Source organism: Paraburkholderia fynbosensis (genome assembly GCF_902859935.1).
Taxonomy (GTDB): Bacteria; Pseudomonadota; Gammaproteobacteria; order Burkholderiales; family Burkholderiaceae; genus Paraburkholderia; species Paraburkholderia fynbosensis.
In genome coordinates this window covers 120894-135109 of the sequence record NZ_CADIKI010000007.1, presented here as the reverse complement: position 1 = coordinate 135109, position 14216 = coordinate 120894, and the positions used below count along the sequence as shown (strand labels likewise).

Annotated in this window: 14 protein-coding genes and 2 pseudogenes; 11 read left to right on the top strand and 5 right to left on the bottom strand. The window is 62.9% G+C overall.

Annotated elements, in window-relative coordinates; genetic code table 11:
• Positions 1-111 precede the first annotated feature (111 nt).
• Positions 112-342 carry a membrane protein insertion efficiency factor YidD gene (gene yidD / locus HV770_RS13735; RefSeq protein WP_007180115.1) on the top strand — a complete coding sequence of 77 codons (231 nt, stop codon included), beginning with the start codon at positions 112-114 and terminating at the stop codon, positions 340-342.
• Positions 343-372: 30 nt separating this feature from the next.
• A complete protein-coding gene (gene yidC, locus HV770_RS13730) occupies positions 373-2031 on the top strand; it encodes a membrane protein insertase YidC (protein WP_175160366.1) in 1659 nt (552 codons plus the stop codon).
• A 160-nt stretch (positions 2032-2191) separates the two neighbouring features.
• Here the strand turns inward: yidC and HV770_RS13725 are convergent, their stop codons facing one another.
• A complete protein-coding gene (locus HV770_RS13725; RefSeq protein ID WP_175160364.1) occupies positions 2192-2596 on the bottom strand; it encodes an XRE family transcriptional regulator in 405 nt (134 codons plus the stop codon).
• Between the two features lie 362 nt (positions 2597-2958).
• Between HV770_RS13725 and mnmE the strand changes: the two genes are divergently transcribed.
• The 3 genes from mnmE to HV770_RS13710 all read left to right on the top strand — a co-directional run bounded on the left by mnmE (position 2959) and on the right by HV770_RS13710 (position 6114).
• Positions 2959-4353: a tRNA uridine-5-carboxymethylaminomethyl(34) synthesis GTPase MnmE gene (mnmE, locus tag HV770_RS13720; protein ID WP_175160362.1), complete on the top strand. Its 1395-nt coding sequence runs from the start codon at positions 2959-2961 to the stop codon at positions 4351-4353.
• 170 nt (positions 4354-4523) lie between these two features.
• A complete protein-coding gene (locus HV770_RS13715) occupies positions 4524-5729 on the top strand; it encodes a tyrosine-type recombinase/integrase (RefSeq protein WP_175160360.1) in 1206 nt (401 codons plus the stop codon).
• Between the two features lie 223 nt (positions 5730-5952).
• Positions 5953-6114, top strand: a complete 162-nt coding sequence (locus HV770_RS13710) for a hypothetical protein (protein WP_175160359.1) — start codon at positions 5953-5955, stop codon at positions 6112-6114.
• A 93-nt stretch (positions 6115-6207) separates the two neighbouring features.
• On the opposite strand, the gene HV770_RS13705 is transcribed toward HV770_RS13710, so the two are convergent.
• Entirely contained in the window at positions 6208-6534 is a 327-nt protein-coding gene (locus tag HV770_RS13705; protein WP_175160355.1) for an ecotin precursor, read from the bottom strand.
• 57 nt (positions 6535-6591) lie between these two features.
• Between HV770_RS13705 and HV770_RS38620 the strand changes: the two genes are divergently transcribed.
• The 3 genes and pseudogenes from HV770_RS38620 to HV770_RS38610 all read left to right on the top strand — a co-directional run.
• Positions 6592-6795 carry a hypothetical protein gene (locus HV770_RS38620; protein ID WP_246290899.1) on the top strand — a complete coding sequence of 68 codons (204 nt, stop codon included), beginning with the start codon at positions 6592-6594 and terminating at the stop codon, positions 6793-6795.
• Positions 6768-7091, top strand: a pseudogene (locus tag HV770_RS39565) (hypothetical protein); the annotation flags it as partial. The gene HV770_RS38620 and the pseudogene HV770_RS39565, both read left to right, overlap by 28 nt.
• Positions 7092-7202: 111 nt before the next feature.
• Positions 7203-7524, top strand: a pseudogene (locus HV770_RS38610) (methyl-accepting chemotaxis protein); the annotation flags it as partial.
• Between the two features lie 54 nt (positions 7525-7578).
• Here HV770_RS38610 and mdeB read toward each other — a convergent pair.
• On the bottom strand, positions 7579-10311 hold the full coding sequence (mdeB, locus tag HV770_RS13695; RefSeq protein ID WP_175160353.1) for an alpha-ketoglutarate dehydrogenase: 2733 nt from the start codon (positions 10309-10311) through the stop codon (positions 7579-7581).
• Between the two features lie 152 nt (positions 10312-10463).
• Between mdeB and HV770_RS13690 the strand changes: the two genes are divergently transcribed.
• Positions 10464-10991, top strand: coding sequence for an Lrp/AsnC family transcriptional regulator (locus HV770_RS13690; RefSeq protein ID WP_175160352.1), 528 nt, complete (start codon positions 10464-10466; stop codon positions 10989-10991).
• A gap of 23 nt (positions 10992-11014) precedes the next feature.
• Here the strand turns inward: HV770_RS13690 and HV770_RS13685 are convergent, their stop codons facing one another.
• A complete protein-coding gene (locus HV770_RS13685; protein ID WP_175160350.1) occupies positions 11015-11836 on the bottom strand; it encodes an SDR family NAD(P)-dependent oxidoreductase in 822 nt (273 codons plus the stop codon).
• A gap of 177 nt (positions 11837-12013) precedes the next feature.
• Between HV770_RS13685 and HV770_RS13680 the strand changes: the two genes are divergently transcribed.
• Together HV770_RS13680 and HV770_RS13675 are read left to right on the top strand one after the other, a co-directional pair.
• Positions 12014-12949: a GlxA family transcriptional regulator gene (locus HV770_RS13680; protein ID WP_175160348.1), complete on the top strand. Its 936-nt coding sequence runs from the start codon at positions 12014-12016 to the stop codon at positions 12947-12949.
• A 71-nt stretch (positions 12950-13020) separates the two neighbouring features.
• Positions 13021-13446 carry an HIT family protein gene (locus HV770_RS13675; RefSeq protein WP_175160346.1) on the top strand — a complete coding sequence of 142 codons (426 nt, stop codon included), beginning with the start codon at positions 13021-13023 and terminating at the stop codon, positions 13444-13446.
• A gap of 416 nt (positions 13447-13862) precedes the next feature.
• Here HV770_RS13675 and HV770_RS13670 read toward each other — a convergent pair whose 3' ends face one another.
• Positions 13863-14042, bottom strand: a complete 180-nt coding sequence (locus HV770_RS13670; protein ID WP_175160344.1) for a hypothetical protein — start codon at positions 14040-14042, stop codon at positions 13863-13865.
• Positions 14043-14216: the final 174 nt, after the last annotated feature.

Sequence of the window (14216 nt, the reverse complement as noted above, 5' to 3'; positions counted from 1 at the left end):
CAAGTGACCGTCCGTATTGAAAGTTCGGCAGTTCAGGCCGCTTTGGCCGCCCCGCCGGACGGGCGTCACCCGGTACTCCACGTTGCGCGGCGCCGTCCGGCCGCATCAGCCATGCAAACGGTACTCATCGCTTTATTGCGTTTTTACAAGGTTGCCGTGAGCCCAATGCTCGGCAACCGGTGCCGTTTTTACCCTTCCTGTTCTGATTACGCGCGCGAAGCAATCCAGTATCATGGCGCCGCGCGCGGGACTTATCTCGCCGCCAGGCGTATTTGCCGCTGCCACCCGTTTTCCGCGGGCGGCATCGATCTCGTCCCGCCTCCCACTTCTGAAAAGCGCTGACGCGCCGTTCCATCGACACTGAGACAACGCATGGATATCAAACGCACCGTCCTATGGGTCATCTTTTTCATGTCAGCTGTCATGCTGTTCGACAACTGGCAACGCGACCACGGACGCCCGTCGATGTTCTTCCCGAGCGCCACGCCGACCAAGACCGTCGGTAGCGCCGCACCGGGAACCACGACGCCGGGAACCCAGCCGGCCGATCTGCCGGCCACCAATGCAGCCGCGCCCGGCAACGCGCCGGCGGCGACGCAATCGCAACTCGTGAAGTTCTCCACCGACGTCTACAGCGGTGAGATCGACACCCGCGGCGGCACGTTGTCGCGGCTCTCGCTCGTCAAGCAGGGCGACGGCAAGACACCAGATTTGGTGATCACGCTGTTCGACCGCACGAACAATCACACGTATCTGGCCCGCACGGGTCTGCTCGGCGGCGATTTCCCGAACCACAACGACATCTTCACGCTGATGCCGAATCAGCAGACCGAACTGAAGGGCGACGAGAAAACGTTCAGCCTAAGCTTCGAGTCGCCGGAGAAGGGTGGCGTGAAGGTCATCAAGACCTACACGTTCACGCGCGGCAGCTACGTGATCGGTGTCGAAACGAAGATCCAGAACGTCGGCAGCACGCCGGTGACGCCGTCGGTCTACATGGAACTGGTGCGTGACGACCAGCCGGTGGAAACGCCGCGCTTCTCGCACACGTTCATCGGACCGGCTGTCTACACCGACCAGCATCACTTCCAGAAGATGACGTTCGGCGACATCGACAAGAACAAGCAGGATTACGCGCAAGCGGCCGACAACGGCTGGATCGCGATGGTCCAGCACTACTTCGCGTCGGCGTGGATTCCGCAGCAGGGCGCGAAGCGCGACATCTACGTCGAGAAGATCGATCCGTCGCTGTATCGCGTGGGCGTCAAGCAGCCGCTGCCGACCATCGCGCCGGGCCAAACGGTTAACGTGTCGGCGCGCCTGTTCGCGGGTCCGGAAGAAGAGCGCATGCTCGAAGGCATCGCGCCGGGTCTGGAACTGGTGAAGGACTACGGGTGGGTCACGATCATCGCGAAGCCGCTGTTCTGGCTGCTCGAGAAAATCCATAGCTATGTCGGCAACTGGGGCTGGTCGATCGTGCTGCTCACGTTGCTGATCAAGGCGGTGTTCTTCCCTCTGTCGGCCGCGAGCTATAAGTCGATGGCGCGCATGAAGGCGATCACGCCGCGCATGCAGGCGTTGCGCGAACGCTTCAAGGGCGATCCGCAAAAGATGAACGCCGCGCTGATGGAGCTGTACAAGACCGAGAAGGTCAATCCGTTCGGCGGCTGTCTGCCGGTGGTGATTCAGATTCCGGTGTTCATCTCGCTGTACTGGGTGCTGCTGTCTTCGGTGGAAATGCGCGGCGCGCCGTGGATTCTGTGGATTCACGATCTGTCGCAACAGGACCCATACTTCATCCTGCCGGTCCTGATGGCCGTCTCGATGTTCCTGCAGACCAAGCTGAACCCGACGCCGCCGGACCCGGTTCAGGCCAAGATGATGATGTTCATGCCGATCGCGTTCTCGGTCATGTTCTTCTTCTTCCCGGCGGGTCTGGTGCTGTATTACGTCGTCAACAACGTCCTGTCGATCGCGCAGCAGTACTACATCACGCGCATGATGGGCAAGTCGTCGGTGAAGCCCGCCTGACGGACTGGCTGAAAGGCGGCGGCAGAGCCCGCCGCTTCGCGTCGGGCTGAAGCAGGCCGACGCTGACTGACCAAGCAGCGACAAAAAAAGCCGCCCGGTGCAAACCGGGCGGCTTTTTTCATGGGCGCACGAATCTCGGATGGCGCCCTCGACTCGTCGATTACTCTTCGGTGTCTTCGCCGTAAAAGCGCTCGATCATCTCCTCGACCAGGTTGCGGTCTTTCGGCATCAGTGATGCGATCTTCGAAGCGAGTTCGATCGTTTCCGGCGTCGGCGGGTATTTCTCGCCACGCGCCATGGGTCTGCTGCTCGACCCGGGCGGCGGTCCGTAGTGAAGCCAATGCTCCTTGACGTTCAGCCATTCGGCTAACGTGCGCAGCTTGTCCGGCTTGGGGATCGTCGTACCCGTCAACCATTTGTGCGCGGTTTGTGGCGTAACGGGACGCTCGCCGTGATAGCGAAGGTTGAATTGCTCGGCGAGTTTAGTCCCGCCGCGTATCTTGAGCGGCTCTAGCAGATCCTTCAGCCGTTTGGCGAAGGCGGCTTTTTCTTTGTCGGTCGGCATGAGCCAGATTGTGCAATTCAGTATCCTCCGAGTTGACAACCAGTCAAGCTTAGTATGAGCGTATTTGAGATAGTTTTAGCTTACGAGCCGCGCCAGGCAAAGCGTTTCAGTAATTTGAATTTTTCTGTTTTTCTTTATACCGTGGGCGTTCAAGCCATCCTTCAGTCTTGTCTCACTTCGCTTTTCCTAAGAGGATGTAGGAATAATCCTAGCTTATTTGAGATAAACATAAGTTGACGTCAGAATCAGTGACAGACGCATGGCGGCCCCGCTGCGCAGTCGTCGCCCGCGCCCGCGTTACAATGCCTCGCGCTGTTCAACTGGCGCAGTCTCGCCCTTCTCTCCGCTTTTCTCGACGCCCCATGCTCACCACCGATTCCGATCCCATCGTCGCCATTGCTACCGCGCCCGGCCGGGGAGGCATCGGTGTCGTACGGATTTCGTTCGGCCGCGCGGCACAGGAGGCGGCCCAGCCGCTGATGCAGGCGCTCACCGGCCAAGCGCTTGCGCCACGCCACGCCAGCTACGTCCCGTTCCTGGACGACAGCGGTAAAGCGCTCGATCGGGGCATCGCACTGTATTTTCCGGCGCCGCATTCCTACACCGGCGAGCACGTGCTCGAGCTGCAGGGCCACGGCGGTCCTGTTGTGTTGCAACTCGTGCTGCAGCGCTGTATCGACGCCGGCCGCGCATTCGGCTTGCGTCTTGCCGAGCCGGGCGAATTCACCCGCCGCGCGTTCCTGAACGACAAGCTCGATCTGGCACAGGCCGAAGCCGTCGCCGATCTGATCGAGGCCAGCACCGAGGCCGCCGCGCGTTCGGCCGGCCGCTCGCTCGACGGCGCGTTTTCGCGCGACATCCACGCGCTGGTCGAAGAGGTGATCACGCTGCGCATGCTGGTCGAGGCGACGCTCGACTTTCCGGAAGAAGAAATCGACTTCCTCGAAGCCGCCGACGCGCGCGGCAAGCTGACGCGCATTCGCGAGCGCCTCGCGCACGTGCTGAGTGAAGCGCGCCAGGGCGCGTTGCTGCGCGAAGGTTTGTCGGTGGTGCTCGCGGGCCAGCCGAACGTCGGTAAATCGTCGCTGCTGAATGCGCTGGCGGGCGCCGAACTGGCCATCGTGACGCCGATCGCGGGCACGACCCGCGACAAGGTCGCGCAAACCATCCAGATCGAAGGCATTCCGCTGCACGTAATCGACACTGCCGGTCTGCGCGACACCGAAGACGAAGTGGAGAAGATCGGCATTGCGCGGACCTGGAGCGAAATCGAGCGTGCGGATGTGGTGCTGCATCTGCTCGACGCACGCACCGGCATGACCGCCGAGGACAAAGCGATCGCCGGGCGCTTTCCGGGCGGTGTGCCGGTGGTGCGCGTGCTGAACAAGACCGACCTGACAGGCCTCGTGCCGGCGACCCAAGCACTCGACGCGGATCTCGATCTCAGCGAGGTGCGCTTGTCGGCGAAACAGGGTGACGGCGTCGCGCTATTGCGCGGCGAGTTGCTGCGGATCGCCGGCTGGCAGGCCGGCGCGGAAAGCGTGTACCTGGCGCGCGAGCGGCATCTGATCGCATTGCGCGCCGCCGAGGAGCATCTGGCGACGGCGGCCGCCCACGCGGATCAGAACTCGCAGGCGCTGGATCTGTTCGCCGAGGAATTGCGGCTCGCACAAGATCAGTTGAATTCGATTACCGGTGAGTTCAGTTCGGATGATCTGCTAGGGGTGATTTTCAGCAGATTCTGCATTGGCAAGTAGCAGTGGGACTGAAATTCGGGGGACTGCTCGGCTGGTCGGCATTTTCCCGACTTCAGGGTCCCGCATTGCAAGTGCCTTCATTAACGTTGTTGACGTAAAAATCGCCGAATCTTTGGTACACAGCACACATAAGCGCTAAAATCGCCGCTGTCCGTCTCAACGATCCGAGCATGCCCCGCCTCGCTGTCCCCCTCACTGAATCCCAGATTCGCGCGCTCGAACCGCGCGCTACCCGTTATTGCGTCGCGGACGGCAACGGCCTCGTCATCGAAGTCATGACCACAGGCACCAAGGTCTGGCGCTTTCGCTACACCCTGAACGGCACGCGCCAGCCGCTCGCGACCATCGGCGACTACCGGATGATCTCGCTGCGCGTCGCGCGGGCCAAGGCGCAGAAATACGCGGAGATGGTCGCGCAAGGCATCTCGCCGGTTGCCACCGCCCGGCGCGATCGCGGAGCCGAAAGCAAGGCGGAGGTGCTGCGCGAAGCGGCCGATCTCTACCTCGCCACCGCCATGGCCGGCAAATCGGCCGAATATCGCCGCACCACCCGGCGCGCGCTCGACAAGGACGTATTGCCCGCGATTGGCGGCAAGCCGATCAACGCGGTCACCGCGGATGACATCGTCGAAATCTGCGAGCGGATCAAAAATCGGGGCTCGCCGAAAATGGCGCTCCACACACGCAACGTGGTCAAGCGCCTCTACGCCTATCTGATGGCGCGCCAGCTCGCAACCGGCAACCCGGCCGAGGTCGTTCCGGCGCGCTCGATCGCCACCTTCGAGAGCCGCACTCGCGTGCTCTCCGGCGCGGAAATCGGCAACATGCTGCGCGCGATCGACGCGTCGAGCATTCGCCGCCCTCTGAAACTGGCGCTGCATCTGCTCGTGCTGACGATGGTGCGCAAGTCGGATCTGGTGGAATCGACGTGGGCCGAATTCGATCTGGACAACGCGCTGTGGACGATTCCCGCCGCGCGTCTGAACATGGGCCGGGACCGCATCGTCTATTTGCCGCATCAGGCGGTCTCGATGCTGCGCGAGCTCCACCGCGCCAAGGCCAGCCGAAAATTCGTATTCCCGAGCGTCCGGGGCGACGATCGGCCCATCGCGAAGAGCACGTTGAATCAGGCGGTCAAGGCGCTCGGGCTCGACGTTGAACATTTCGTGCTACACGACTTCCGGCGTACCGCGTCGACCCATGTGCGTGAACTCGTGCAGGGAGACGACACGTTCGATGGCGTGTCCGCGCTTGATGCCGACGCTCTCTCGCCAGAGGATGAAGCGGTGCAGCAGCGTCGAATCGTGCAAGGTTGGGCGGACTTCGTCGATCAACAGCTCGAAACGGCGCGGCGTATGGCAAGCCGCCCGGCCTGACGAACGTTTTCGCCTTTTGCGATGGTTATTTTTAGGTACACAACTCGACTAACGATGTCGGCAAGCCAATGATCTGAATCAAAAATAAAATTGTCCGCTAGGTTTCAAAAGTGAGCTTTTGTCTGGCATCGAGCCCGCCGCCAAATCGCTTCACACGTTTCTTTTTTCCCCGATTCCCATCGCCTAAACTGAAGCATCGATGCAAGCCGATACGGAGGTTCCGATGCCTGAATCGTTGATCGCTTATTTGCTGGGGCCGGCCGTCATGATCGTGATCGGCCTTGCCATCTGGGCGGCGTCCCTCTATCACCGCACGACGAAGCCGCCGAGGCTTGAGCGCTGGCTCGATACGCACTATGCGGAATGGCTGCATCAGAAACATTGAGCAAACGCTGAACGGTGCATTCAATGCAAAGGCCGTCGCATCGAGCGACGGCCTTTTTTCTGCGGCACGCCGGAATTGCGCGCTCTCGGGCGATCACCAGCCTGGTTGCGGCTGCCCGTATCCATACTGTGCCGGCGGCGGCGCAGCGCAAGCGACATAGCCGCGCTGATACGGGTCATAGCAGTATCCCGGCGGCGGCCCCGCATAGACCGGAGCGGGTTGGTAAGCCGGCTGCGCGTAGACAGGCTGCTGGTAAGCCACCACCGGCGCGGGCGTCAAAGCGGAACTCACCACCGCGCCGAGCACGGCACCGCCGATCAGCGCACCGACCACGTCGCCACCGCCATGACCGTGAGCCGAAGCTTGCCCGGCCATGCTCAGACTTCCCACCACCACCAACGCCACTGCGATCTTTTTCATTTTCAGCTCCCGCCGTTCAGCCATGGAAAGGATTGTGAAGGGAGTGCGTAGAAATAGATGCTGCAAGTGGTAACGGAACATTACGTTACAAACGCCCTCGCGAACGTCGTCCGCCGTGCGCACCGCCAATTGCTGATCGTGATGCTGGCAATGGCAATCGTCGCTTTCCAGCAACTTGGCGCGATCGACCGCGACGCGAAGAGTCAGCAGCAGGACTCGATGCCCCGCCTCTACTGCGCCACCGCGATGCGTGCGGCCTAGTTCGAGAACTATTCGGTGACGCAGCGTCTGATCTACGTCGACGCGGACCCCGACGCCGTCAAGCGCGATGCGACGCGTTTGCAGGCACCCAGCAGACGCTTCAGAAGCTGACCGACGACTACAGCTCGACCATCTCCCGCCAGACCGACCGGGACCTGTTCGACTATTTCCGCCAGGAGCACGCGCAATACCTGCCAATCCGGACCGCGTTGTTGAACAACCTGCCGGCTTCGAAGGACAACGCCGCGCGCATCTCCAACACACAGCTCACGCCGATCTGGGAAACCGGCCGGTTGTCGGTGCGAAAGCTGGTTGAAGACAACAGGCGCTACTCCGACCAGGCCACGGACAGCGTCCGCAGTTCGGTCGAGACCACCCGCATCGTGTTGCTCGTGATGCTGCTGCTCGAGATCGGCGCGACGTCGCGGGAAATCTTCGCGACCCCGCGCGACCTGCTGCGCACCATGAACGAAGTATCGGATGTGGCGGGCCAGTCGGCGGCACTCGCGGGCGCCGGCCACGCCGGTCTCGCGCATGGAAGAAACCATGCGCCTCGTGATGGAAGCGGCCGGCTCGGTCAACGCGAAGCTCGCGATCCTCAACGAGAAGGCCAGCAACATAGACCAGGTGGTCGCCACCATCACGAAGGTCGCCGACCAGGCGACGCTCGTGCCGTCGGCCGCCGAGCCGGTGACGACGCTGATCGAAGCCGCCGACGTCGGCTTGTATCGCGCGAAGCGGGATGGAAAAAATCAGGTGGCGGTGAGTGGGTGATTGGCCTTCTCAGCACTGCCACGGCGCGGCGCCGGCCGGCGCATCACCACGATACTTATTGCGCGCAGCATTCAGCACACGGGCCTCGATTGCGCCGTCGTCCGCGAGCGCCTGCAATGCGGCCAACACGATAGCCTTGCGATCCACTTCGAAGAATTCGCGCAGCGCCTGGCGCGTGTCGCTGCGGCCGAAGCCGTCGGTGCCGAGCGTCACATAGCGGCGCGGCACGTACGCCCGGATTAGCTCGGGCACCGCGCGCACATAATCCGTCGCGGCGATAACCGGACCTTGCGATGCCGCGAGCGCCCGCGTGACGTACGGTGCATACGGCGTGTCGCCCAGACGCGCGAGCCGTTCAGCCGCCATGCCATCGCGCTGCAATTCGCTGAAGCTCGTCACGCTCCATACGGCGGCGTCGATCTCCCAGTCGCCTTTCAAGATCTGCTGGGCGGCGATCACCTCACCGAGAATCGCACCCGCGCCGAGCAACTGCACCTGCGCCCGTGCTTCTCGCTGTGCCTGCTGCGCCTGAGCGGCGGCCAGCGGATAGATACCCTTCAGAATCCCCGCGCGCGTCGCGGCCGGATCTCCGCCCGGCACCGACGGCTGCGCGTAGTTTTCGTTCATCACGGTGACGTAATAGAACATGTCGCGTTGCGCTTCGACCATCTCGCGCATGCCTTCGTCGACGATCGCGGCAAGCTCGTAGGCGAACGCGGGATCGTACGCGCGGCAATTCGGAATCGTCGATGCCGCGAGGTGACTCGAGCCATCCTGATGTTGCAGGCCCTCGCCGCCGAGCGTCGTCTTGCCCGACGTCGCGCCGATCAGAAAGCCTCGCGCGCGTTGATCCGCCGCCGCCCAGATCAGGTCGCCGATGCGCTGAAAGCCGAACATCGAGTAGTAGATGTAGAACGGCAGCATCGGCAGATCGTGCACGCTGTACGACGTCGCCGCCGCGATCCATGACGACACCGCGCCCGCTTCCGAAATGCCTTCCTCGAGAATCTGCCCCTGCGTGTCCTCGCGGTAATACAGCATCGAGCCGAGGTCTTCCGGCTCGTACAACTGCCCGAGCGGCGAATAGATGCCGACCTGGCGGAACATGTTCGCCATGCCGAAGGTGCGCGCCTCGTCGGCGACGATCGGCACCACGCGCGGGCCAACCTGCGCGTCTTTCAGCAGCGCGGTCAGCATGCGCACGAGCGCCATCGTCGTGGACATCTCGCGGCCGTTCGAATCCAGCGCGAATTGCCCCCAGGAGGTCACCGGCGGGACGATCAGCCCCGCCGATGCAACTCGCCGCCTTCTAGGCAGATAGCCTCCGAGAGCCGCCCGGCGAGCATGCAGGTACTGCATTTCCGGGCTGTCTTCCGCTGGTTTGTAAAACTTCAGTTGCTCGACGTCCTCATCGCTGAGCGGCAGGCGAAAACGGTCGCGAAACGCCTTGAGGTCGTCGAAGCCGAGCTTCTTCTGCTGATGCGTGGTCATGCGGCCCTGGCCCGAGGCGCCCATGCCGAAACCCTTCATCGTTTTCGCGAGGATCACCGTCGGCTGGCCGCGATGCGCCAGCGCTTTCGCGTAGGCCGCGTGCAGCTTGCGCACGTCGTGGCCGCCGCGGCGCAGGCGGTCGATGTCGTCGTCGCTCAATTGCGCGGCGAGCGCGGCAAGCTCCGGGTTCTGGCCGAAAAAGCGCTCGCGGTTGTACGCGCCGTCGTTCGCCGAAAAGGTCTGGAACTGGCCGTCCACTGTGTGCGCGAACGCGCGCAGCAGCGCGCCGCTGCGATCGCGCGAGAACAGCGCGTCCCAGTCCGAGCCCCACACCACCTTGATCACATTCCAGCCGGCGCCGGCGAAATGCGCTTCCAGTTCGTCGATGATGCGGCCGTTGCTGCGCACCGGGCCGTCCAGCCGCTGCAGATTGCAGTTGATCACGAACAGGTTGTCGAGCCCCTCGCGTGCGGCAAGCGACAGCGCGCCGGTCGATTCGGGCTCGTCCATTTCGCCGTCGCCGAAAAAGCCCCACACCTTGCGGCCTGCCGTTTGAGCGAGGCCGCGATTGGCCAGGTAGCGCATGAAGCGCGCCTGGTAGATCGCGTTGATCGGGCCGATGCCCATCGAGCCGGTCGGGAACTGCCAGAAGTCCGGCATCAGCCACGGATGCGGATACGAGCACAAGCCCGGCCCGGCGATTTCGCGGCGGTAGTGCCGCAGGTGCTCTTCGGACAGAAAACCTTCGAGGTAAGCCCGCGCGTAGATGCCCGGCGACGAATGCGGCTGAAAGTAGACGAGGTCGCCGGTACCAGGCTCGCCGTCCGGCGTGCGGGCGCGGAAGAAGTGGTTGAAGCCGACTTCGAACAGATCCGCCGCCGATGCATAACTGGCGATATGCCCGCCGAGTTCGCCATAGGCCTGGTTCGCGCGCACCACCATCGCGAGCGCATTCCAACGCAGCGCGCCGGCGAGCCGTTCTTCGAGTTCGAGGTTGCCGGGATAGCGCGGCTGCTGGTCGGCCGGGATCGTATTCCGGTACGGCGTGACGCTGGTGCGCGTCGATTCGACACCCAGCGACAACGCGTGGCTCGCGAGGCGGTCGAACAGAAACTGCGCGCGTTCGCGGCCGACATGCGCGACGACCGCGTCAAGCGCTTCCAGCCATTCGGCGGTTTCCTGCGGGTCGGTGTCGACACGCTCCACGTTCATCGACTGCAACTGCTCGCTACCACTGGACAAATCCGTCATGGCATCACTCCCGCATCGCCGCGTCAGGCTCAAGATCGAGTGAGTCCATGGTAACTACGTGTCCGCAAAATGAGCGTCTCATTTGCTTGTGATCGGCCACTGCGATAGGCTATTTATTCCGGTTTTTGGCCCTCTTACGGAATATTTCATCTATGACCACGTCACCCAGACGGCTCGACCGCATCGACATCGGCATCCTGAGCCAGCTACAGCAGAATGCGCGGATCACCAATGCGGATCTGGCCCGCTCGGTGAATCTGTCGGCGACACCCTGCTTCAATCGCGTGCGGGCGCTCGAAAAGCTGGGCCTGTTCAAGCAGCAGGTCACGTTGCTGAACCCGGAGCCGCTCGGGCTGCGCATCAACGTGTTCATTCAGGTGAGTCTGGAAAAACAGGTGGAAGACGCGCTGCTGCGCTTCGAGCAGGCGATTTCGGAGCGGCCCGAGGTGATGGAGTGCTATCTGATGACGGGCGACGCCGACTATCTGCTGCGCGTGGTCATGCCGGATATGCAGACGCTCGAGCGGTTCATCGTCGATCATCTGACGAAGATTCCGGGCATCTCCAATATCCGTTCGAGCTTCGCGCTCAAACAGGTGCGGTACAAGACGGCGCTGCCGTTGCCATCCTCGGGATTGACGCTGGCCGATCCCGAGGATGTGGCGACGGACTGGCGGTGAACTGCGCCGCCAGCGATTCGTCGTCAGGCGGCGGCCTTGGCGCGGGTATAACGCTCCGCGGGCAGCTTGTGCGACAGATTCGGCTGCAACTGCTGGCGTGCGCTGTTCAAACGGTCCCAATCGGCCGCGTCCGGCAGCGCCGGGATCGTCACCAGTTCACCCTGGTCGAGACCGGCAAGCGCGGCGTCCACCATGTCCTCGGCGCTCATCACGATCTGCGCGGGCAGATTCTCGATGGCCAGTCCCGCGCGGTCCCAGAACGCCGTGCTGGTCGCGCCCGGCAACACCGCCTGCAACTTCACGCCCTTGTCGCCCACTTCGTGGTGCAGCGATTGCGTCAGGTTCAGGACATAGGCCTTGGTGCCGCTGTACGTGCCGTTCAGGAGCTCCGGCGCCAAGGCCACGATCGACGAAATATTGATCACCACGCCGTTACCGCGCTCGATGAAGCCGGGCACCGCCGCCGCGGTCAGACGCGTGAGCGCGGTCACGTTCAGGTCGATCATCTTTTCGAGTTCGTCGATGTCCGAGTCGATCAACGGGGCCGACGCGCCGACGCCTGCGTTGTTGACCAGCATCGTGATCGCGCGGTCCGCGCGCAGCCGCTCCTCGACGCGGCGCACGTCGGCCTTCACGGTCAGATCGGCGCTGACTGTATCCACGTGGCGTCCGGTTTCCTGCGTCAGATGCTCGGCGAGGCCCTTGAGCCGTTGACCGTCGCGTGCGACGAGGATCAGGTCGTAGCCGCGCCGCGCGAGGCGATCCGCATACACCGCGCCGATGCCCGACGACGCGCCCGTTATCAGTGCCGTCCCTTTGCTGCCTTTGCCTGCTTGCGTTGCCATTTGGAGCGCTCCTTGCGGGCGTGGCGCGTCGCGCCGCTGCCCTATCCGTTGAATGAGACAAGCCGTGAACCTGCGCCGCCGCCCGCTTTCGGCCGGCAAGACGCTGTTGACGAGACAAGTCTAGGCGCGTAGTCTTTTGTCTCAAATGTCGTATTTCCCTCGTTTCAGGACATGGCAATGAAGCACATCGGCGTGGTCGTTTTTCCCGGCTTCCAGATTCTGGATATGGTCGCGGTCGCGATATTCGAGCTGGCGAATCTGGAAGCCGGTCAACCCGAGTACGAAGTGGAGACCATCTCCGAGCACGGCGGGATGGTGCGTAGCTCGTCCGGCGTCGAGGTCGCCACGCGAGCCTTCGGCGATCCCGCCTACGACACCGTGATCGTCACGGGCGCGATGCAGATCGCACCGTCGTCGCCGGGCATGCTGGCGTTTCTGAACCGTGCGCTCATCGCGTCGCGGCGCACCGCCAGCATCTGCACCGGCGCCTTCGCGCTGGCCGAGGCAGGCATTCTCGATGGCCGCCACGCGACCACCCACTGGGTTCACGCGCGCACCCTGCAAGAACGCTTTCCCGCGACGAGGGTCGACGAAGACCGCATTTTTATCGTCGACGGTTCGGTGTGGACTTCGGCGGGCATGACGGCATGCATCGACCTGTGCCTCGCGCTAGTCGAAAACGATCTCGGCGTGGACGTGTCGCGCGCGATCGCGAAAAAACTGGTGGTGTATCACCGGCGCACCGGTGGGCAGTCACAATTTTCCGCCATGCTGGAGCTCGAGCCGAAATCCGACCGCATCCAGAACGCACTCTCGTATGCGAAAAGCCATCTGCACGAGCCGTTGACGGTCGAGCAGCTGGCCGACATCGCGCACCTGAGTCCGCGCCAGTTCAGCCGGGCGTTTCGCGACGAAACCCGGCAGTCGCCGGCCAAGGCCATTGAGTCGTTGCGCGTCGAAGCCGCGCGCGCGATGCTCGAAGCAGGCCGTCATTCGATGGAAGCGGTCGCCGCCGACACCGGTTTTGTCGACACCGAGCGCATGCGCCGCGCGTTTCTACGCGCTTACGGCCAGCCGCCGCAGGCGATCAGGCGTGCCGCGCGTGCGCTGTAACAGATGTAGTAGACAATGTCGGCAGGCTTGCCTTATATCGATCCGAACTTGCAACCAGGAAAGGAAACGCGATGAACTACGACGACAGCAATCCGTTCGCAAGAATTCTGCGTGGTGAACTGCCCTGCATCAAAGTGGCCGAAAACAATGCCGCGCTGGCGTTCATGGACTTGATGCCGCAAGCCGACGGCCATCTGCTGGTCGTGCCGAAAGAGCCGGTGGCCGAGATTTTCGAGTTGTCGGATGCGTCGCTGGTGGCGAGCATGCGCATGACGCAGAAGCTCGCGATCGCCGTTCGCGCGGCCTTGCATCCCGACGGCGTGTTCATCGGCCAATTCAACGGCGCCGCGGCAGGACAGACCGTGCGGCACGTGCATTTTCACCTGATTCCGCGCTGGGAAGGCCAGCCGTTGAACATGCATGCGCGCGATGTCGCCGATACGGACACGCTCGAGGCGCTCGCCAAACGCATTCGCGCGCATTGGCGCGCCGACTGAGGGCGGGCGCCGGGGTGTGTGGTCACGCGCCGTAACAAGTGTAATGGCGGCGGAAACAAGCGGCGCGCGTCGCGCGACTAGACTGTTGTCTGCCTTGTAGCCTCAAGGCAACGAGTGTGGATCTCTTTTTAAGCCTGCCCGCAACGGCAGGCTTTTTTCTTGGCCATGCAACGCGCCGGGCGAGATGAAAATTCGGCTGGCATAAAAAAACCCGCACTTGGCGGGTGGTTGACACATTCACAATGGCGCGGCGGCACGTGGTGGCGACGCTTCATTCCTGGACATATGCCCGCGGGCGCTTATGTTCGGCCTTCGAATACGTGTTGGCGGCAGCCGGCGCAAGAAACTTCATGGCCCGCCATTCCAAGCATGGCGGGCGCGTTGCGCGCTGCCGCACACAGAAGCGCCGCGGCGCTTCAGAGACGGTCTCGGGTGCGGCGCAGTGGATGCCGCCAGTCCATCCGCCGATGCCTCATACGCACGGGCCGCATGTCATGCAGGTGACGATGTTCCTGCCACAGTTCGTCCGAAAAAAGAAATGCGACGATGAGCAGCGGCACGACGAGGAATACGCCCAATATCAATTGCTCGATCACGGTGGCCTCCGATCGCAGGAGCATAATTTCATTGTAGAGCACCGCGCGTGCCGCGCCGAACCGAAACGGGCGGCAGCTAGCGTTTGGCGATCCGAAGCTTCCGCCCTCCCCGGCGTGGGCGACCTTGGCGGTTCTGGGCGCGTTCGCACGCTTTTTGCAGACGCAAAGCTGCAT